At 61.4% G+C, this 16,738-nt stretch carries 22 protein-coding genes and 1 pseudogene; 18 read left to right on the top strand and 5 right to left on the bottom strand.

Features of this window, described 5'->3' with window-relative positions; translation table 11 throughout:
• Window positions 1-4 precede the first annotated feature (4 nt).
• On the bottom strand, window positions 5-694 hold the full coding sequence (locus VES88_04025) for a hypothetical protein (GenBank protein HYN80645.1): 690 nt from the start codon (window positions 692-694) through the stop codon (window positions 5-7).
• Window positions 695-814: 120 nt separating this feature from the next.
• Between VES88_04025 and VES88_04020 the strand changes: the two genes are divergently transcribed.
• The 5 genes from VES88_04020 to VES88_04000 are packed head-to-tail and all read left to right on the top strand — an operon-like array spanning window position 815 to window position 3,664.
• Window positions 815-1,435 (top strand): DNA-3-methyladenine glycosylase I, encoded by a 621-nt coding sequence (locus tag VES88_04020; protein ID HYN80644.1) that lies wholly within the window; start codon window positions 815-817, stop codon window positions 1,433-1,435.
• Entirely contained in the window at window positions 1,432-1,941 is a 510-nt protein-coding gene (locus VES88_04015) for a GNAT family N-acetyltransferase (GenBank protein ID HYN80643.1), read from the top strand. The genes VES88_04020 and VES88_04015 overlap by 4 nt, the downstream gene beginning before the upstream one ends.
• Window positions 1,942-1,983: 42 nt before the next feature.
• Window positions 1,984-2,376, top strand: a complete 393-nt coding sequence (locus VES88_04010; GenBank protein HYN80642.1) for a DUF1801 domain-containing protein — start codon at window positions 1,984-1,986, stop codon at window positions 2,374-2,376.
• A 47-nt stretch (window positions 2,377-2,423) separates the two neighbouring features.
• On the top strand, window positions 2,424-2,969 hold the full coding sequence (locus tag VES88_04005; protein ID HYN80641.1) for an HXXEE domain-containing protein: 546 nt from the start codon (window positions 2,424-2,426) through the stop codon (window positions 2,967-2,969).
• Between the two features lie 50 nt (window positions 2,970-3,019).
• A complete protein-coding gene (locus tag VES88_04000) occupies window positions 3,020-3,664 on the top strand; it encodes a dihydrofolate reductase family protein (protein HYN80640.1) in 645 nt (214 codons plus the stop codon).
• Window positions 3,665-3,688: 24 nt separating this feature from the next.
• Here VES88_04000 and VES88_03995 read toward each other — a convergent pair whose 3' ends face one another.
• Window positions 3,689-4,243, bottom strand: a complete 555-nt coding sequence (locus VES88_03995) for a DinB family protein (protein ID HYN80639.1) — start codon at window positions 4,241-4,243, stop codon at window positions 3,689-3,691.
• Window positions 4,244-4,261: 18 nt separating this feature from the next.
• Entirely contained in the window at window positions 4,262-4,969 is a 708-nt protein-coding gene (locus VES88_03990; GenBank protein ID HYN80638.1) for a hypothetical protein, read from the bottom strand.
• A 74-nt stretch (window positions 4,970-5,043) separates the two neighbouring features.
• Between VES88_03990 and VES88_03985 the strand changes: the two genes are divergently transcribed.
• The gene (locus VES88_03985; protein ID HYN80637.1) at window positions 5,044-5,559 is read left to right on the top strand and encodes a DinB family protein; all 516 of its coding nucleotides are present in this window, start codon (window positions 5,044-5,046) and stop codon (window positions 5,557-5,559) included.
• Window positions 5,560-5,568: 9 nt separating this feature from the next.
• Here the strand turns inward: VES88_03985 and VES88_03980 are convergent, their stop codons facing one another.
• Window positions 5,569-7,701: a prolyl oligopeptidase family serine peptidase gene (locus tag VES88_03980; protein HYN80636.1), complete on the bottom strand. Its 2,133-nt coding sequence runs from the start codon at window positions 7,699-7,701 to the stop codon at window positions 5,569-5,571.
• Window positions 7,702-8,128: 427 nt separating this feature from the next.
• On the opposite strand from VES88_03980, the gene VES88_03975 reads away from it, so the two are divergent.
• From VES88_03975 to VES88_03925, 11 genes and pseudogenes are all read left to right on the top strand, one after another.
• The gene (locus VES88_03975) at window positions 8,129-8,830 is read left to right on the top strand and encodes a hypothetical protein (protein HYN80635.1); all 702 of its coding nucleotides are present in this window, start codon (window positions 8,129-8,131) and stop codon (window positions 8,828-8,830) included.
• A gap of 166 nt (window positions 8,831-8,996) precedes the next feature.
• Window positions 8,997-9,458 (top strand): annotated as a pseudogene (locus tag VES88_03970) (VOC family protein).
• 11 nt (window positions 9,459-9,469) lie between these two features.
• Entirely contained in the window at window positions 9,470-10,111 is a 642-nt protein-coding gene (locus VES88_03965; protein ID HYN80634.1) for a VOC family protein, read from the top strand.
• A gap of 106 nt (window positions 10,112-10,217) precedes the next feature.
• Entirely contained in the window at window positions 10,218-10,916 is a 699-nt protein-coding gene (gene ccmA / locus VES88_03960) for a heme ABC exporter ATP-binding protein CcmA (protein ID HYN80633.1), read from the top strand.
• Window positions 10,916-11,602 (top strand): heme exporter protein CcmB, encoded by a 687-nt coding sequence (locus VES88_03955; GenBank protein HYN80632.1) that lies wholly within the window; start codon window positions 10,916-10,918, stop codon window positions 11,600-11,602. Before ccmA ends, VES88_03955 begins: the two co-directional genes overlap by 1 nt.
• Window positions 11,603-11,612: 10 nt before the next feature.
• Window positions 11,613-12,329: a cytochrome c biogenesis protein CcsA gene (ccsA, locus tag VES88_03950; GenBank protein HYN80631.1), complete on the top strand. Its 717-nt coding sequence runs from the start codon at window positions 11,613-11,615 to the stop codon at window positions 12,327-12,329.
• A 2-nt stretch (window positions 12,330-12,331) separates the two neighbouring features.
• Window positions 12,332-12,487 carry a CcmD family protein gene (locus VES88_03945; protein HYN80630.1) on the top strand — a complete coding sequence of 52 codons (156 nt, stop codon included), beginning with the start codon at window positions 12,332-12,334 and terminating at the stop codon, window positions 12,485-12,487.
• On the top strand, window positions 12,484-12,924 hold the full coding sequence (locus VES88_03940) for a cytochrome c maturation protein CcmE (GenBank protein HYN80629.1): 441 nt from the start codon (window positions 12,484-12,486) through the stop codon (window positions 12,922-12,924). The genes VES88_03945 and VES88_03940 overlap by 4 nt, the downstream gene beginning before the upstream one ends.
• The gene (locus tag VES88_03935; protein HYN80628.1) at window positions 12,921-14,963 is read left to right on the top strand and encodes a heme lyase CcmF/NrfE family subunit; all 2,043 of its coding nucleotides are present in this window, start codon (window positions 12,921-12,923) and stop codon (window positions 14,961-14,963) included. Before VES88_03940 ends, VES88_03935 begins: the two co-directional genes overlap by 4 nt.
• On the top strand, window positions 14,960-15,544 hold the full coding sequence (locus VES88_03930) for a redoxin domain-containing protein (GenBank protein HYN80627.1): 585 nt from the start codon (window positions 14,960-14,962) through the stop codon (window positions 15,542-15,544). The genes VES88_03935 and VES88_03930 overlap by 4 nt, the downstream gene beginning before the upstream one ends.
• The gene (locus VES88_03925) at window positions 15,541-16,029 is read left to right on the top strand and encodes a cytochrome c-type biogenesis protein CcmH (GenBank protein ID HYN80626.1); all 489 of its coding nucleotides are present in this window, start codon (window positions 15,541-15,543) and stop codon (window positions 16,027-16,029) included. The genes VES88_03930 and VES88_03925 overlap by 4 nt, the downstream gene beginning before the upstream one ends.
• On the opposite strand, the gene VES88_03920 is transcribed toward VES88_03925, so the two are convergent.
• A complete protein-coding gene (locus tag VES88_03920) occupies window positions 16,019-16,297 on the bottom strand; it encodes a hypothetical protein (protein HYN80625.1) in 279 nt (92 codons plus the stop codon). The genes VES88_03925 and VES88_03920 overlap by 11 nt on opposite strands.
• Here VES88_03920 and VES88_03915 point away from each other — a divergent pair.
• Window positions 16,296-16,733: a hypothetical protein gene (locus VES88_03915; protein ID HYN80624.1), complete on the top strand. Its 438-nt coding sequence runs from the start codon at window positions 16,296-16,298 to the stop codon at window positions 16,731-16,733. The genes VES88_03920 and VES88_03915 overlap by 2 nt on opposite strands.
• The last annotated feature ends 5 nt before the right edge of the window (window positions 16,734-16,738 follow it).

Here is a 16,738-nt window from a genome sequence, read left to right as displayed (position 1 = left end):
CAAATCACCCGGCGAAGATGTATTGCGCCCCGAGCTCCTGCGCGCGGGCCACAGCCATCACGCCCGACGGAACCAGCACGACTCCGGGCAGCAGCCCGGCAACCCAATCCTTTCTCACTGCCGCGGGATCCAGTCCCATCTTGGCCGCCGCACCGCTGCTGTAAACCGTCATCGCAATATCGCACGCGCCTACGAGCACGCCGCCCTTCATCAGCTCAGCGATGCCAACACCCGTAATCGGCAGGCCGGTCATTGCCGCGTACGGGTTTTTCGTTGCGGGCACATCACCGATCTTGAGGTCGAACTGCTCCCCGAGCTTGTATTTCGACCACAGGTGGTCCTGGAATGCCAGGGGCAAGGCCGAATGCCGCAGGATCACCATGGCGCTTGACGTTTCTCCAGGGTAGCTCGCCTCGGTGGTCATGCGATAAACTCGCGGCCAGATCGCCGGGTATCCGGAGTTGGGCTCCGGCGCATCGAAGACCGCCCGATGCTTGCCGTTGAGCTTGCCAAACCAGGCCTCCAGTTTTGCATCGGCCGCACGCGATGTGGCAGCGTCGGCTTCTTCGGGCACCAGGCTGGCCACACTGATACCCATCGCGGCCGCGGCTACTCGGCCTATGAAGCCGCGGCGCGGGGTGGAGGAATTAGACCCGTCCTGCATGAGAACCTCCTTGAAATTCGGTAGAGTCATGTACGGCAGCGACGCAAAAAATATAGTCTAATGTTTGCTTGGAAACGCGCGTCGCCACTGGTTGAACAAGGCATCACGGACCCGCAGACTTAAGAAGCCTTCCTGAAGAGATTAGGTGGAATGCACGAGCCGCCAGGACGAACGACGGAAGACAACCTCACGCGCTGCACCTGGGCACGAACACCGCTCAGCATTGCGTATCACGACGCTGAGTGGGGCGTCCCCGCGCACGATGACAGGGTCCTGTTCGAGTTCCTGACACTCGAAGGGGCGCAGGCCGGCCTTAGCTGGGAGACCATTCTGAAGAAGCGCGAGGCCTATCGTGACGCGTTCGTCGACTTTGATCCAGCGAGGGTTGCGCGGTTTACACGCGCACGAGTCGAACGGCTGCTGCTCAACCCGGGGATTGTTCGCAACCGGCTCAAAATCGAAAGTACTGTCCGGAATGCGAGGGCCTTCCTCGCCGTTCAGAAGGAGTTCGGCACCTTCGACGCGTACGTCTGGGATTTCGCCGGGGGAGCCCCTCGTGTAAATCGCTGGCCGGCGCTCGACGCGCTTCCTGCCCGCACCGTGGATTCGGACGCGCTCAGCCGCGATCTCCTCCGGCGGGGATTCAAGTTCGTCGGCTCGACGATCTGTTACGCCTTCATGCAGGCTGTCGGACTGGTCAACGATCACACTACCAACTGCTTTCGTTATAAGATCGTCGGACGCCGCGGCTCGAGGGCGAGACAATCATGATTCCGGAAGGAAGTGAAAGTGAGATCGCAGTTTCCGTGCGCCCTGCACGGATCCTGGACGCAGATGACGTAGCACGATTGACGACACAACTCGGGTACGATGCTGAGCCTTCCACCGTTGCAGCGACGCTGGCGCGCATCCAGTCGCGCCGGGATCAACAGTTCTTTGTTGCTGAGCTCGAGGGTCGTCCGGTCGGGTGGCTCCACGCGCTAATCGCAGAGTACGTAGAAACAGGGGCATTCGTCGTAATCGGCGGACTGGTGGTAGACAGCAACCACAGGCGAAAGGGAGTTGGAAGCCTGCTCATGGAGCATGCCGAAGTGTGGGCGAAGGCTCAGGGCTGCTCAATTGTCCGATTATCGTCGAGTACCAGCCGTACGGCGGCGCATCAGTTCTATCAGGAGCGGGGATACGCGAAAATCAAGACGCAGTACTCGTTCATGAAGTCAATCGACGGCGATGGTACAGAGAAGCTGTTGCGGTTCATCCCACGATTGGCCGAGTAAGGGGACCGGCATGCGTACTGAAGCCTTCAATTGGAGCAGATCATGATACCCTCGCCTTCTTCAAGGAACGACGCAAGGCGGATTGGAGCGCAAGTTCGAACGTACCTTGCGGCATTGCCGCCGAATGCTCGCAAGAGCCTCAAGAGCATCCGCGATAGCATTCGCGATGCGGCGCCCGGTGCAGTCGAGCACTTCAGCTACGGGATTCCCGGCTTCAGACTCAACGGGAAAACGCTTCTATGGTACGCTGCCTGGAAAAACCACCTCAGCCTGTACCCGATAACGGCGGCGATCAAAAGGGCCTACGCGGCCGAGCTCGAGGGATATGAGGTATCGAAGGGGACGATTCGATTTCCACTCAGCGAGCCGCCACCACCAAGTCTCGTGAAGCGACTCGTGAAGGCACGTATCGCCGAGTTACGCGAAGAGGAATAACGGGTATGGCAGCCGTTCGAGTTCACTTTACGTCTGACGCAAGACTCATGAGCAACGGCCTGACGCTGGATACGCGGCGTTTCTGGTACCTGCTCGTCGCTTCGGTGTTCGCATTGCACAACCTCGAGGAAGCCATCGCCGCGCCCCGGATGCTCGAGCTTATGCAGACCAGCGCCCCAGCGTTCCTCCGCGCATTCTATGCGGGCATTGAAGTCCCGCAGCTACGGTTCAGCCTCCTGATCGTAACTGCCCTTGGTGTCATTACAGCCATGATAGCCTCACGGAGACCAGAAGCACCGGGCAGCTCCTACACGATGCTCGTCTTTGCGGCGTTGATCGGCCTTAACGCTCTTGCACACATGGCTCTGACCGTCGTGTTTCGCGCGTATATGCCCGGATTGTTGACTGCTATCCTTCTCACGCTTCCGACTTCAGCTCTCGTTCTGATTCGTGGCCGACGAGAATCCTGGATTTCTTCCGGTGCGTTTTTGACCGTCCTGCCAGCGGCGCTCGTGGTTCATGGCCCGCTCCTCGCGGGTTTCCTGCGCGCATCGATTGCTGTTGCGCGCGCTTTCCCGGGCGGCGCCGCTTAGCGAAGAGTCGTATCTCGCGGCGGCTGTCCCGTTTCCATGGAGGTTAACGCGTGTCCAGGCTGCGCCTGAAGATCTCAATGTCGCTCGACGGCTTCGTCGCCGGCCCCAACCAGAGCGTGGACAATCCGCTCGGAATCGGCGGCATGCGTCTGCACCAGTGGGCATTTCCACTCAAGGCATGGCGCGCCGTGCATGGCGAGGCCGGCGGAGAGACCAACGAAAGCAATCGTGTCGTCGAGGAATCGCTCGCCAACATCGGTTCCACGATCATGGGCCGCAACATGTTTGGCGGCCATCCCGGCCCATGGGATTCCAAGAAACCGTGGAACGGCTGGTGGGGAGACAGCCCGCCGTATCATCACCCGGTGTTCGTGCTCACGCATCACGCGCGCGAGCCGCTCCCACTCGAAGGCGGCACGACATTCACGTTCGTCACTGAGGGAATCGACGCCGCGCTCGAACAGGCACGGCGAGCCGCGAGCGGCAAGGATGTATCGCTCGCGGGCGGAGCCAGTGCGGCGCAGCAATATCTCGCACGCGGGCTCGTTGACGAGATGGAGATCGGCGTTGTACCGACGCTACTCGGCGGCGGCGAACGGCTGTTCGATAACGTCGGCGACGACCTTCACGGGCTGGAGCTTGTGCGCACCGTCGCTGCGCCGGGCGTCACGCACCTCAAGTTCTCGAGGTCCTGACAGCAGACGACCATTCGTCCGGGCTCACAACTTCGCGACAAGCCGTTCAATCTGATGCGAGTGCCTCGTGAGATGTACGATGTGGATGCGGAACCCGTCACCGAGATTCATCTTCGGCGCCCACGAGGGCAACGCCGGCGAGCTGATTCGCAGCGCCCGCCAATCCAGTGACGCTGCGTCATCCATCGCCTTCACGAAATTCTTCTCGCGGGCCAGGAGCTCTTCCACCACGCCGTTGCGCGGCGTTGGCCCGGGTCGAAACACCTTGGGAGATTTGAGCGGCTTGGGCCTGAGCAGCCCGCCGGCAATAAGGCCGCCGATGAACGATGGCTTCCACTCTCGTTCAGGCGCGTCCGCATCCTTGCTCGCGCGGCGCAAGAGGGCGGCAAGCGGCGCTTCATATCTCTCATCGGCCACGAAGAGATGCTCGAGCACCTGGCCGACGCTCCAGCCATTCGGCTCGGGATGCTCGTTCAGCTTTGCCGGGTCGAGCGGCCGCACCATGGCGGCAATTCGCTCGCGCGTTTCGATCGCTTCAACGCGCAACTGCTGGTACAGGTCTCGTTGTAACTGGCGCATGGGATGAGCAGCAAAGGGTCAATGGGTGGCTTTGGCAGGCAGGTTTTTGACGGAGAATACAGGATGGTCCCCCGTGGCGCTCAAGCTGTGTTTCGCGAGCTCGATCGCATCCGTCTCGTTTGTCGATCTCAGATATTGAAGCAGGCGCTCGCGCCGCGCTCGCTCCCGCACATCGCTCGGTGACGCGGCGATCAAGTCGGCGAGATCTCTTTCCGTTTCCGCTTTCGATTCATTCTTGAGACACAGGAGAGCGAGACCGGCGAGCTGATAGTGCTCGAAGCCCTCCATCAAAAACTCCCGCATGGCCGGGCTCTGCCGCAGATGGAAGCGGATTGTCTGCTCGACGCTGCGCACGGGATATTGCGGAAACGCGGCAGAATGAATGATGGCTGAGGCAAAATTGTTCAGCATGAGCTCTGCCATCGTCTTCACCTCATCGAGGCTGGCCTTGTCGCCTTCCGCCCATGCTTTGTTGTCGTAGAAGTACGGACGCAAATACGGCCTGTCGATGAGGGTCTTGAGGTGATCGGACGTCTCCGACATCGCGCGCTGAACGAGCAGGATCTCCGGCCCCTGCCGCGCCTCCTCCAGCTGGCGCCGGGCGGTCTCGAGCTGCTCCTTCGAGGCGCGCAGCTGCCTTAGAAAAACGGAAAAGTTGAGCGCGCTGGTGACGACGAGCAGCAATGACGCGACGATCGTGAGCAGCGGCACCCAGTCCTGTATCATTCTGCGCCCATAGGGGTTGGGAGGAAAATGCGCGGTGAAGTGGCGACAGCCGGAAATATTGACAATAATCAAGCATGACGACGATTCCCGATCGCAGCGAGGCAGCCGAGTACTACTTCACGTACATCGATCAGGTCCCCGCGGGAGACATCTGCGAAATACTCCGTGCACAGCTACCTGAAACGCTTGGACTGCTGCGCGAAATCCCGGACGACAAGTCATTGCACCGCTATGCTCCGGACAAGTGGAGTATCCGAGAGGTTGTGGGCCACGTTAACGACTGCGAGCGCCTTTACATGTCGCGGGCTTTCTGGTTTGCGCGGGGCTTCGACACTCCGATGCCCAGCTTCGACCAGGACATCGCCGCCTCGGCGGCCGGCGCCCATGAACGATCGTGGAGCAGCCACATCGAAGAATTCGGTGCCGTGCGCGCGGCGACACTTGCGTTCTTCGATAACCTTCCGGCGCAGGCGTGGGAGCGCCGCGGCATTGCCAGTGGAAATCCGTTCTCCGTGCGCGCGCTTGCTTACATTGCCGCCGGCCACGTCACTCACCACACAAAAGTCCTGAGGCAACGCTATTCCTGGTAGAAACGCGCTTTAATCTCCCTTCAGCTTGCGAGAGAGGTACGTGTACTCGAGCGCAAGCCGTCGCGCCGTCTCCTTGAGGTTTGCCGCGGCGGAATGACCGCCATCGGTGTTCTCGTAGAAAAGAACCGGGTAGCCAAGCTCCTCGAGCCGCGCCACGGCCTTGCGAGCGTGGCCCGGATGCACCCGGTCATCCTTCGTCGACGTGTGGATGAACGCCTCCGGATACTTTTGCCCCGATCGAATCGCCTGATAGGGCGAGTACTTCGCGATCCAGGCTCGCTCCTCCGGCTTTTCAGGATCGCCGTATTCAGCAATCCAGGAGGCGCCAGGCGGCATCTTGTGATAGCGCAGCATGTCGAACAGCGGCACCTGAATCACCGCGGCGTTGAACAGCTCCGGGTACGACGTCATCGCTACGCCCATGAAGAGGCCTCCCTGAGACCCGCCGATAATGCCGAGCCGGCGGGGCGACGTGATCTTCCGCGCGATGATGTCCTTCGCGACCGCGATGAAGTCCTCGTGAGCCTTGTAGCGATTCGCCTGCAGCGCAGCCTGATGCCACGCAGGACCGAACTCCCCGCCGCCCCGGGTGTTCGCCACCACGTACGCGCCGCCATCCTCGAGCCACAGTTTGCCGACGGTCGCGGAGTACGCTGGTAACAGGCTGCTCTGAAAGCCGCCATAGCCGTAGAGCAGTGTCGCCTTATTTCCGTCGAGAGGCATCGTCCTGGGGCGGACGACGAAGTAGGGAATCTTTGTCCCGTCGGGTGACGTTGCCTCGAACTGGTCGACAGTGATCTTCGAGGCGTCGAAGCGATCAGGAATCGCCTTTACCTTCTCGACCCTGCCGGTGGCAGAATTGGCTAGCCACAGGCTGTTCGGCTGCACGTAGTTGGAAACGGAGAAGAAAATGTCGTCGGTGAGACTGTTCGACGAGCCGATACCGATTGTGGAATTGGCCGGCAGATCGAGCTTGCGGCGCTTCCACTCGCTCCCTGAACGATCGTAGACGTAGACGGCGCCCTTCACGTTCTCGTACAGAGCAACCACCAGCTTGTTGCGAGTGCTGGATACGCCTTCGATCGCCTCGCGCGGCCCCGGGCGAAGAACGAGGTATGCTCTGGCGGCTGCCGGATTTGCCTTGAGATCCGAGAGGTCGAAGCCGAGCAGGTCCCCAACCTTGAAGCCCATCCAGTCGCTCTGGGTAGTGAATACGAGCTGGTCGTCTACCAGTGCCTGGATACTCATGCGGCCAGGGAACGGCAGCTTGACCTTTCGCCCATCGCCGTCGAGAAGCCAGTACTCGCCCTCGTAGAAGGTGAGGCCGCGACTCCCCATCGTCGCTTGAATGCGTCCGTCGGCGTCGCGGAGGACGAATGCCCCCGCTGAGACGTCGGCTGAGTCACCGCGGAAGACTTCCGGCCCCTCCTCGAGTGGCTGTCCACGCCTGAGGCGGCGCGTGACGAACGGATAGCCGGACCGCGTGAGCGATCCCGGCCCGAAGTTGCGACTGACGAGGATCGTGTTCGCGTCGATCCAGGTGATGCCGCCTTTCGACTCGGGCAGGCGGAACCCGTTGGGCACGAAGCTCATCGTCTCCATATCGAATTCGCGCATCTCGTTGGCGTCCTTGCCGCCATTGGAGAGCGTGATCATGCACAGACGGTCCGCCGGCCTGAGACAGTTAGCTCCGCGGTAGACCCAGTTCGCGCTTTCCTTCGCAGAGAGTGAGTCAACGTCGAGCACCACAGTCCATCGCGGATTCGCCGTGCGGTAGCTCTCGAGGGACGTGCGACGGAGAATGCCTCGAACGTGGGTGGGGTCCTGCCAGAAGTTGTAGATCGTGTGTCCGCGAAATTGCGGAGTGGCGATGCGGTCGGTGGCTTCGAGTATTTTCAGCGCCTCGGCGTGGTAGCGCTCGTAACGGGGATCGCTCTGGAGAATGCCGAGTGATTTCGTGTTGTGACTCTTCACCCATGCCATCGCGCGAGGACTCTCGACTTCTTCCAGCCACAGGTATGGATCTTCGGAGGGAGATGCCTGAGCGGGTTGGGGCGCCGCCGTGACAGCGGGTTCAGTTCGCGGGCCGGAGGCGCAGGCCAGGAGTAATGCCGTGATCGTGGAGAACGTAAATCGCTGCATCGTTGGCGTCTCTCGGAGAGAATCAGCGTCGAGTATACGAGCGGATTACACTGTTGGCCATCGGTCTGGATGGTTTCAGACACCAACAAGGTCGTTTTGCGCAGAAGCAGAGCACCCAATTGCTCTGTCATTTCAGCTCATTGATTCGCGGTGCGACTCGTTACATCAGGCCGAAACTTCGTCGATGCACGGTTAGAGCTCGTTCAGACGGTCGGTCGGAATAGGGCTCCAACTTGACATAGGCTACCGAAACCAACATCGTTTTGGTGGCGGCAATCCACGCCCAACCTCTACAGACTTCGCCCCAGCCGAAGTCCTCAGCGAGGCAAAGGGGGGCAGACTCCCGGATGAGCATCGTCGGTCCTTTGCGTCACCATTGGCGCGCTGCTGGGGAGTGGCCCGTGGTGTACCCAAAGGAGATTTCACGATGACTCGAAATAAAGATCTCAAGCGCCTGGTCCGCACGCGCATGAAAAAGACGGGCGAAGCATACACCACCGCTCGCGCGCAGATCACAAGAAAGACCGCGGCAAGAAAGAGAACCGCCACTGCGTCTGCCCCCGCTGCAACAACAAACCCAAAAGAGTACGCGACGCTCGCGGGCATGAGCGACGAGGTCATCAAGCAAAGGACAGGATGCACCTGGGTGCGATGGGTGACGGCGCTCGATTACCACGGCGCCGAGCAGATGGCACATGGCGATATCGCCAGGCTCGTGAACGAGAAGTACAAGATCCCGGGATGGTGGAGCCAGACCGTCACCGTCGGCTACGAACGGATCAAAGGACTTCGCGCGCGCGGTCAGCGACGCGACGGAACCTACGAAGCAAGCAAGTCGCGCACGTTCAACGTCCCCGTGACAAAACTGTTCGACGCGTGGAAGGATGCGAATGTCCGAAAGCGCTGGCTCGATGAGACGGGTGTGAAAGTCCGCACCGCCACCGCGCCTAAATCGATGCGGCTCGGCTGGAGCGACGGCACCATCGTCGCGGTGGGCTTCACGCCGAAGGGCGCGAAAAAGAGCTCCGTCGCGGTGCAGCACACGAAGCTGCCGGATCGCGTGACGGCAGACCGTCTCAAGCAGTACTGGTCCGAGCAGTTTGACGCGCTGAGCGACGCTCTGGCGTAGCGACGCTTTCTGCATTCCACGATCTGGGCTCCAGTGCCAGGTCGTGGAACAACTGTCCGGGGCAGCGGTGCATGGTTCTTGATGTCAAAAGGCGGTCTCTCTGCCCGCCAGGAGACGTCCAGTGCCGATTGGAAATCGCATCACCCCCTGTTAGTGGTTTGACAGCCAAGGAGAAAAAGCAGCCAACTTCTATACGTCGATTTTCAAGAACTCGAAGATTGGCAAAGTCAGCAGGTATACAGAGGCCGGACGTGAAGTTCACGGACGGCCGCCGGGATCAGCAATGACCGTGGAATTCGACCTGGACGGTCAGACATTCACGGCACTGAACGGCGGCCCGCAATTCAAGTTCACCGAAGCGATTTCGTTTCAGATCGACTGCGAGACGCAGGACGAGGTCGACCATTACTGGGACAAGCTGTCGGAGGGTGGTGATCCGCAGGCGCAGCAATGCGGATGGCTGAAGGACAAGTACGGTCTCTCGTGGCAGGTCGTTCCCCGCGTTCTCGGAAAGAGGCTCAGCGACCCCGATCCCGTTAAGGCCGGAAGAGTGATGGAGGCGATGCTACCGATGAAAAAAATCGACATCGCGGAGATCGAGCGGGCCTACGCGGGCACAGGTCGCTGATCGAAGCGCACATGTCAATTCCCGCCAGCCTGCAGGTCGAGTGTGACCAGGTGCACCCGAGCCTGTCGGTCGAGGATGTCGCCGCGGCCGCTGAGTTCTACACGAAAAAGCTAGGCTTCAGCCAGAGCTTCACGTGGGGCGAGCCGCCGGCGATGGCAGGCGTGAACCTCGGGAACGTCCAGATTTTTCTGGAGAAGGGCACGCCAAGTCCTAAAGGGCTCTCGGTGTTCTTCATCGTCGGCAACGCCGACGAGCTCTACGAATTCCATCGAGCAAACGGTGTCGAAGTGGTTCAGCCGCCGGGCGACAGAGAGTACGGAATCCGTGATTACACTGTGAAGGATCTTCACGGCTACCATCTTGGATTCGGACACCCGCTCTTCAACACCGGCCCGCCGCTCAAGATCGAGCGCGTGGAGGTTCCCGTTCGCCTCGAGAAGCGTCTCGCGGCTCTGCTCATCGATCTCGCCGAGTACAAGCGGATGAGCATCTCGAGCTGTCTTGAGGAGATTCTACTGCATACGAACGAGCCCTTCGGCGACGGTGTCGCCAGCCCTCACACCAAGGGACAGCTCAGACACATTCAGGAGCTGAAGAAGAAGCACGGCATCGACTACGACAGCCACGCGAGCTACCGCTTCGTCGAGGAGTAGGCAGGGAAAGCAGCGATTTTTTCGGGAAGTACGACGTTCCCGATCGTATATTAGGGGCGTTCATGGCGCGTCTCCTCGCGCGCACACCTCTCCGCCACCCCACTCCATGTACAACGGTCAGCCCGATCAAGCGATCGACGCTCGTGGCCTCGGAAAACGCTTCGGCATCCGATGGGTGCTGCGGGGCGTGACGTTTGGCGTCGGGCACGGAGAGGCGGCAGCGCTGCTCGGGCCGAACGGCAGCGGAAAGAGTACCGTACTCAGAATTCTCGGGACACTTCTCCGTCCGAGTGCCGGCACCGCAACGGTGAACGGACGGGACATCGTGAGGGAAGCTGCGAGCGTCCGCGGTCAAATCGGCTATCTCGCGCATACGCCTGGATTGTATGATGACCTCACTGCGCGCGAAAACCTGCTGTTCGCCGCGGACATGCTTGGGTTGCCGCACGCGTCCGTCGATGGAAACCTCGCCCGCGTAGGCCTCGGTGAAATGGCGGGCAGCCGTGTGCGGGGCTTTTCCGCTGGGATGCAGCGTCGGCTCGCGCTCGCTCGTCTCATCATGCGAAGCCCGGGCGTACTTCTGCTCGACGAGCCATACGCAAACCTCGACGAAGACGGCGTCGAGCTGATGAATTCCGTGATTCGCGACGTCATCGCGTCAGGAGGCGCAGCATTGCTTGCTCTGCACGAGCTCGCCCCCGCTCGCGCGATTCTCGATCGCACGCTTACACTCGCGGAAGGACGCATTGCGACCAGCAATTCTGAACGCGCGGGTCGAAAACAAGCCTCGCTCGCTTCGGTCTGATGTCCTGGGAAGATGACTGGCGGCGCGTTCGCGCCATCGCGAAGAAGGATCTTACCACTGAGCTCCGCGCCAAGGCCGGCTTTAACGGTGTCGCTTCGCTGGCCGTCACCATCCTCATCCTCCTCGGACTGGCACTTGGGCCGGATGCTGATGCGTTGCGTAACGCAGCCGTGGGCGCTGTGTGGCTCGCGACACTTTTCTCCGGAGTGCTTGCATTCAACCGCTCATTCCAGGTCGAGCTGGAGAGCGGAGCGCTCGAGCCGCTGCTGCTTTATCCTGGGCCGCGATGGACGATTTTCGCCGGAAAGCTGCTCGCCAATCTCACATTCGTTGGCCTGATGGTCATGATAGTAATGGTGGCAGGCGTTGTCCTGTTCGGTATTACCATTCCCGCGCGGTGGCCGGCGATACTTGCCGTTGTCGCTCTCGGTGTCGCGGGGCTGGTGGTGCTCGGGACGTTCTACGCGTCGATGGCGAGCAGAAGCCGCGCTCGCGAAGTCCTGCTTCCGCTGCTTCTATTCCCAATGCTCGTACCGGTGTTGCTCGCAGCGACTACGGCGTCCAAGGCGCTTCTCGGCGCTGACCTGATGCACGAGGCCGGCGCGTGGACTCGACTGCTCATCGGATACGATCTGGTATTCCTGATCGCGACGTTCATTGCGTTCGAGCATGTCATCGAGGCCTGAGGCTCAACTGATGCCTGAGTCCGAGCTTTCGAGCGAGACACGTGCAGCGCCACCACCACGCACTAGTGCATTGTTTGGGTTCATCGCGTTTGCCGCCCTGATCGCGGCGCAGGTGTTCTCGATTCTGACTTCACCGGCAGAGGGAGACATGGGGCACCTGCAGAAGATCATGTACGTGCACGTGCCCGCGGCGTGGATGGCGTTCATCTCGTTCTTCGTCGTGCTCGTATTCAGCGTGCGGTATCTCTGGCAAAAGCGTGAGAACGACGATCTGCTGGCTGCGTCCGCAGCCGAGGTCGGTGCCACATTCACCGGCCTGACGCTCATCCTGGGAATGATCTGGGGGCGCCCGGCGTGGGGAGTCTGGTGGGTATGGGACGCGCGGCTGACATCAACGCTAGTGCTTTTCCTCATCTTCGTCGGCTATCTTGCGCTTCGCGCTTTCGTTGACGACGCGGAACAGCGAGCGAGGTGGAGCGCCGCCGTGGGTGCCATCGGCGCAATCAACGTTCCGATAGTTTACATGTCCGTGAAATGGTGGCGGACTCTTCACCAGCCACCGTCGAGCCCCGCAACGCTGGATCCAATGTACACGATGGGCCTGCGGCTGAACGCGATAGCGCTGCTGCTGGTGACGATTTACTTCATAAGAAAGCGCTACGAGATAGCCCGACTGGAGCGCGCCGTGGAGCATCTTGCGGAAGCGGCTGCAATGGGAGGCAGGTAATAATGGAAGAGTTGAACCTGAAATTCATCATCGCCGCATACTCCGTGTCGTGGCTGGTGATCCTCGGATATCTGGCGCGGCTCATGAGGAAGGGCTCGCTGGCGCGCGCTGATTACGACCACATGTCTCGTGAGATTCCGGGGGGCGGCCCGCGATGAAGAAGTCCTGGATCATTGGCGGAGCGGCCGTGCTGGTAGCCGTATTCGCGTGGCTGCTGTTCGGCGGGCTCGAGAAAAACGTTGTGTTCTTTCTCACGCCGAAGGAGCTGCTGGCAAAGGGACCTGACGGCGTCGGCGTTCCCGTGCGGCTTGGCGGTCAGGTAAAGCCGGGCTCGATGACGTGGGACGCGAAGACTCTCGATCTCCGCTTCACGGTCACCGACGGCGCCAAGGAAATTCCGGTGCACTCGACCGGCGCTCCGCCGCAGATGTTCCGTGACGGTATGGGAGTCATCGTCGAAGGGCGAGTCGGTCAGGCCGGCGTGTTCCAGGCGACGAACCTGATGGTGAAGCACTCGAACGAGTACCGCGCTCCGAAGCCCGGCGAGGAAGCGCACGAGAAGTACAAGACGCTCCTGAAGCAAGGCTCTCAGTGATCGGCACTATCGCGCACAGCGCGCTGCTCGTATCCGTCGCCGTCGTTGCGTTGGGGATGATTCTTACGCCGGTCGCAATTCGCAGCGACCGGCGCGAATGGCTGCAGCTCGTGTACGGTGCGGTCTACACGAATTTCATGCTCGTGACCATAGCAACGGTCGCGATGGTTGTCGCTCTGGTCACGCATGATTTCTCGGTGTCGTACGTCGCGGCGGTGGGAAGTCGCTCGACTCCCCTGCTCTTCACGATCATCTCGCTGTGGGGAGCGCTCGAAGGGTCGATTCTTTTCTGGGCATGGGTGCTCGCGATGTACTCGGCCGCCGTCGTGTGGCTGCATCATCGCCGCCCGGGAAATCTCATTCCGTACGCTGCGATGACGCTGCTCGCTGTAACGGCCTTCTTCGCAATACTCCTCGTTGGTCCAGCCGATCCGTTCCGGCCTGTGTTCCCGGTACCCGCTGACGGACCGGGACCCAACACACTGCTACAGAACCACATTCTGATGGCGGTCCATCCGCCCTTGCTGTACCTCGGCTACGTCGGAATGTCGGTACCCTTTGCGTTCGCGATCGGCGCGATCGTTTCCAATGAAGCGACGTCAAACGAATGGGCTGTGCTCTCGCGCCGCTGGATGCTCGCGTCCTGGGGTTTCCTGTCCGCCGCGATCATCGCCGGAATGTGGTGGTCGTACGAGGTGCTGGGCTGGGGCGGATACTGGGCCTGGGACCCTGTCGAGAACGCGTCGTTCCTCCCATGGCTCACCGCGACCGCCTATCTGCACTCGGTGATGGTGCAGGAACGGCGGGACATGCTCCGCCTGTGGACGCTGAATCTCTGCGTCGCGACGTTCGTGCTGACGATCCTCGGCACCTTCCTCACGCGCTCCGGAATTCTTTCGTCGGTGCACGCGTTCACGACCGGCGCGATCGGGTACTACTTCCTCGCCTTCATCGCTCTTGTGCTGGGTGCGACGCTGGTGCTTGTCGCCGGCCATTCCGATCGCATCCGGACGAAAGGCAGTCTTGGCGGCGCCGCCTCCCGGGAAACCGTGTTTCTGCTGAACAATCTCTTCCTCACCGCGGTGATGCTCACCGTGCTGGTGGGGACGCTCTATCCGCTCATTGCCGAAGCGATCCGTGGCGTGAAGGTCAGCGTCGGCGAGCCGTTCTTCAACCGCATGGCGGTCCCGGCGATGGTGGCGCTGATCTTTCTGATGGGCGTTGGCCCTTCGCTGCCCTGGGGCAGCACCACGTGGGCAGATGCGCTCAAGCGGCTCGTACCACCTCTCATTGGCGCGTTCATCATGGGCGCGATCGCAATCCTCGCCGGCGCGCGCGGCATCTACGCAATTCTGGCTTTTGCTTTCGTCGGTTACGCGGCGATGGGAAATCTTCGCGAGTACTGGATCGGCATGCGTGCGCGGCGCCGCGCGCACGGTGAAAGCTGGCCCACCGCTTTCGTGCGGCTCATCGGCGGAAACCGCCGTCGCTACGGCGGATATGTCGCACACATCGGCATGCTGTTGGTCGCGGTGGGTGTGACCGCGTCGGCGACATTCCGTACGGAGCGTGAAGCGACGCTGCTTCCGGGTGAGACGCTCACAGTTGCGGGCAAAACGGTGCGACTCAAGGGAGTCTGGGGACGGGAGGAGCCGCAGCGCTCTGTTATCGGCGCGACGGTCGAGGTCCTCGCAAAGGACGGCAAGGTGGCTGGAATTCTCGAGCCGCGAATGAACTTCTATAGAGTTTCCGACCAGCCCGTTCCCACACCCGATGTGCGGAGCAATATCAAGGGCGATCTCTACGTCAACCTCATGGCGTTCGAGCCGAGCGGGGCAAACGCTACGGTGAAGGTTATCGTCGAGCCGCTCGTTCCATGGATCTGGTTCGGCGGCTTCGTCATGGTGCTCGGCGCCACGATCGGGATGCTCCACGGGGGCCGGCGAAAGGTAGCGGCGCCTCCGAGGCGCGTGAGCGCTCCGCCCGGAGCATTGATCGCGCCCGCGGTAGATACTGAAGTAATCAAGGCAGCATCGTGAACTGGAAGCGCGCCGCGATCGCCGTGCTCGCGGCAGCGCCGCTGATCGCGCTTTTCGCGTATGGCTTCACGCGCAACCCGGCCGAGATCCCCTCGCCGATGCCGGGGCGGAAGGCGCCATCGTTCCAGCTTGCGGTCTTTACTCCTGGAGAAGCGCCATCCGCGCGGCCCGTCGGCGACACAATACGCCTCGCGGATCTCCGGGGAAAAGTCGTCGTTCTGAATTTCTGGGCGTCGTGGTGTCTGCCTTGCCGCTCCGAGCACGCCGCGTTGTCGGAAGCGGCGCAGTATTACGCCGACAAACCGACGCAGTTCATCGGTGTTCTCTATATGGATGAAACAGCCGCGGGAACGCGCTGGATCGCAGAGATGGGCGGCATGAGCTATCCCGCCGTAACCGACTCGGAGTCGCACACAGCGATCGATTACGGAGTTTACGGAGTTCCCGAGACTTTTATCATCGACCCATCGGGACGAGTTGCGCACAAGCAGCTCGGCCCCGTAACGATGCCGGTTCTTCGGCGCGTGATCGACTCGGTGTTGGTCAGTGCCGATAGTATGGCGAGCGCGCAAACCAGATGAGGCACCGCATCATCGCCGCGGGTATCCCTCTGGCATTTGCCTTTTTCTCCGGAACGTCGGCGGAATCACAGCCTCCAAGCATAGCCGAGCGCGCGCGGGCAAGGTCCGCTGACACGGCGCTGGAAGCGCGAACATCAGCCGTGGCTGCGACACTTCGCTGTCCCGTGTGTCAGGGCGAATCGATCCAGGAATCCCCATCTGCGCTTGCACAGCAGATGCGCGCCGTCGTGAGAGATCGGTTGAGTGCCGGCCAGACTCCCGATGAGGTGAGAGCGTATTTCGTTTCGCGTTACGGCGAGTGGATCCTGCTCGAGCCGACGATGAAGGGACTCAACGTCGTGCTGTACGTTCTCCCGGTAGTCCTCATCGGTGGAGGACTTCTGCTGGTTGTGTTTCTCGTGCGTCGCTGGACAGGACAAGCCTCTGCGGAACCCGCGTCAGTCACCGCCGACGCGGACGGTGAGCCGGCGACGGTCAATCGATGACCAGCAATCCGTCCGGGGCAAAGGCGCGGTTCTGCAGTGAATGCGGAACGCAATTCCTTCCGGACGCGCTGTTCTGCCACAACTGTGGTGTGGCAGTCGACGCGCGCGCCGTTTCAACGGCGCCGGCGCCGACGTTGTCGCCGGTGTTGCGATGGGCGGTGCCCCTGGCTGCGGTTGGCGCCTTGATCGTGCTCACGTTCTTCCGTCTCGGGTCCGGGAGTGCGGCACCCGAGTCGGCCCCTGTCACTCCATTGACAGGAGCTGGCATGACAGCTCCTGACATTTCGTCGATGAGTCCAGCAGAGCGAGCCGACCGACTGTTCAACAGAGTCATGAGCCTTTCGAGCGAAGGAAAGACCGACAGTGCGGCGTTCTTTGCACCGATGGCGATCGCAGCTTTCGAGGCGCTCGCGCCGTTGAGCGCGCACACGCGCTACGACCTTGGACTCGTCGCTCTCGTGTCAGGAGACGGGGGGCGCGCAGCGGCTCAGAGCGACAGCATTCTCCTCGAGCGCCCCACCCACCTCCTCGGCCTGGCGCTCGCTGCGCGTGTAGCGGATGCGCGCGGCGATTCGGCCGCCGGCAGAGCTGCGCGACAACGGCTGCTCGGAGCGGAAAAGGCGGAGCGCGCAGCTGCGCTTCCGGAATACAACGATCACGACGCGGACCTTCGCGCCGCCCTGGAGCAGGCGCGAAAGCTCTGATCCGT

This window comes from Gemmatimonadaceae bacterium (assembly GCA_035633115.1).
GTDB lineage: Bacteria > Gemmatimonadota > Gemmatimonadetes > Gemmatimonadales > Gemmatimonadaceae > UBA4720.
The sequence above is the reverse complement of the archived record's forward strand: the minus strand, read 5'-3'. Positions and strand labels throughout refer to the sequence as shown.

Coding starts and splice junctions, on each gene's coding strand:
- VES88_04025 (HYN80645.1), bottom strand. CDS start 694: ATGACTCTACCGAATTTCAAGGAGGTTCTCATGCAGGACGGGTCTAAT.
- VES88_04020 (HYN80644.1), top strand. CDS start 815: ATGCACGAGCCGCCAGGACGAACGACGGAAGACAACCTCACGCGCTGC.
- VES88_04015 (HYN80643.1), top strand. CDS start 1,432: ATGATTCCGGAAGGAAGTGAAAGTGAGATCGCAGTTTCCGTGCGCCCT.
- VES88_04010 (HYN80642.1), top strand. CDS start 1,984: ATGATACCCTCGCCTTCTTCAAGGAACGACGCAAGGCGGATTGGAGCG.
- VES88_04005 (HYN80641.1), top strand. CDS start 2,424: ATGAGCAACGGCCTGACGCTGGATACGCGGCGTTTCTGGTACCTGCTC.
- VES88_03995 (HYN80639.1), bottom strand. CDS start 4,243: ATGCGCCAGTTACAACGAGACCTGTACCAGCAGTTGCGCGTTGAAGCG.
- VES88_03990 (HYN80638.1), bottom strand. CDS start 4,969: ATGATACAGGACTGGGTGCCGCTGCTCACGATCGTCGCGTCATTGCTG.
- VES88_03985 (HYN80637.1), top strand. CDS start 5,044: ATGACGACGATTCCCGATCGCAGCGAGGCAGCCGAGTACTACTTCACG.
- VES88_03980 (HYN80636.1), bottom strand. CDS start 7,701: ATGCAGCGATTTACGTTCTCCACGATCACGGCATTACTCCTGGCCTGC.
- VES88_03975 (HYN80635.1), top strand. CDS start 8,129: ATGACTCGAAATAAAGATCTCAAGCGCCTGGTCCGCACGCGCATGAAA.
- VES88_03965 (HYN80634.1), top strand. CDS start 9,470: ATGTCAATTCCCGCCAGCCTGCAGGTCGAGTGTGACCAGGTGCACCCG.
- ccmA (HYN80633.1), top strand. CDS start 10,218: ATGTACAACGGTCAGCCCGATCAAGCGATCGACGCTCGTGGCCTCGGA.
- VES88_03955 (HYN80632.1), top strand. CDS start 10,916: ATGTCCTGGGAAGATGACTGGCGGCGCGTTCGCGCCATCGCGAAGAAG.
- ccsA (HYN80631.1), top strand. CDS start 11,613: ATGCCTGAGTCCGAGCTTTCGAGCGAGACACGTGCAGCGCCACCACCA.
- VES88_03945 (HYN80630.1), top strand. CDS start 12,332: ATGGAAGAGTTGAACCTGAAATTCATCATCGCCGCATACTCCGTGTCG.
- VES88_03940 (HYN80629.1), top strand. CDS start 12,484: ATGAAGAAGTCCTGGATCATTGGCGGAGCGGCCGTGCTGGTAGCCGTA.
- VES88_03925 (HYN80626.1), top strand. CDS start 15,541: ATGAGGCACCGCATCATCGCCGCGGGTATCCCTCTGGCATTTGCCTTT.
- VES88_03915 (HYN80624.1), top strand. CDS start 16,296: ATGACAGCTCCTGACATTTCGTCGATGAGTCCAGCAGAGCGAGCCGAC.
- VES88_03920 (HYN80625.1), bottom strand. CDS start 16,297: ATGCCAGCTCCTGTCAATGGAGTGACAGGGGCCGACTCGGGTGCCGCA.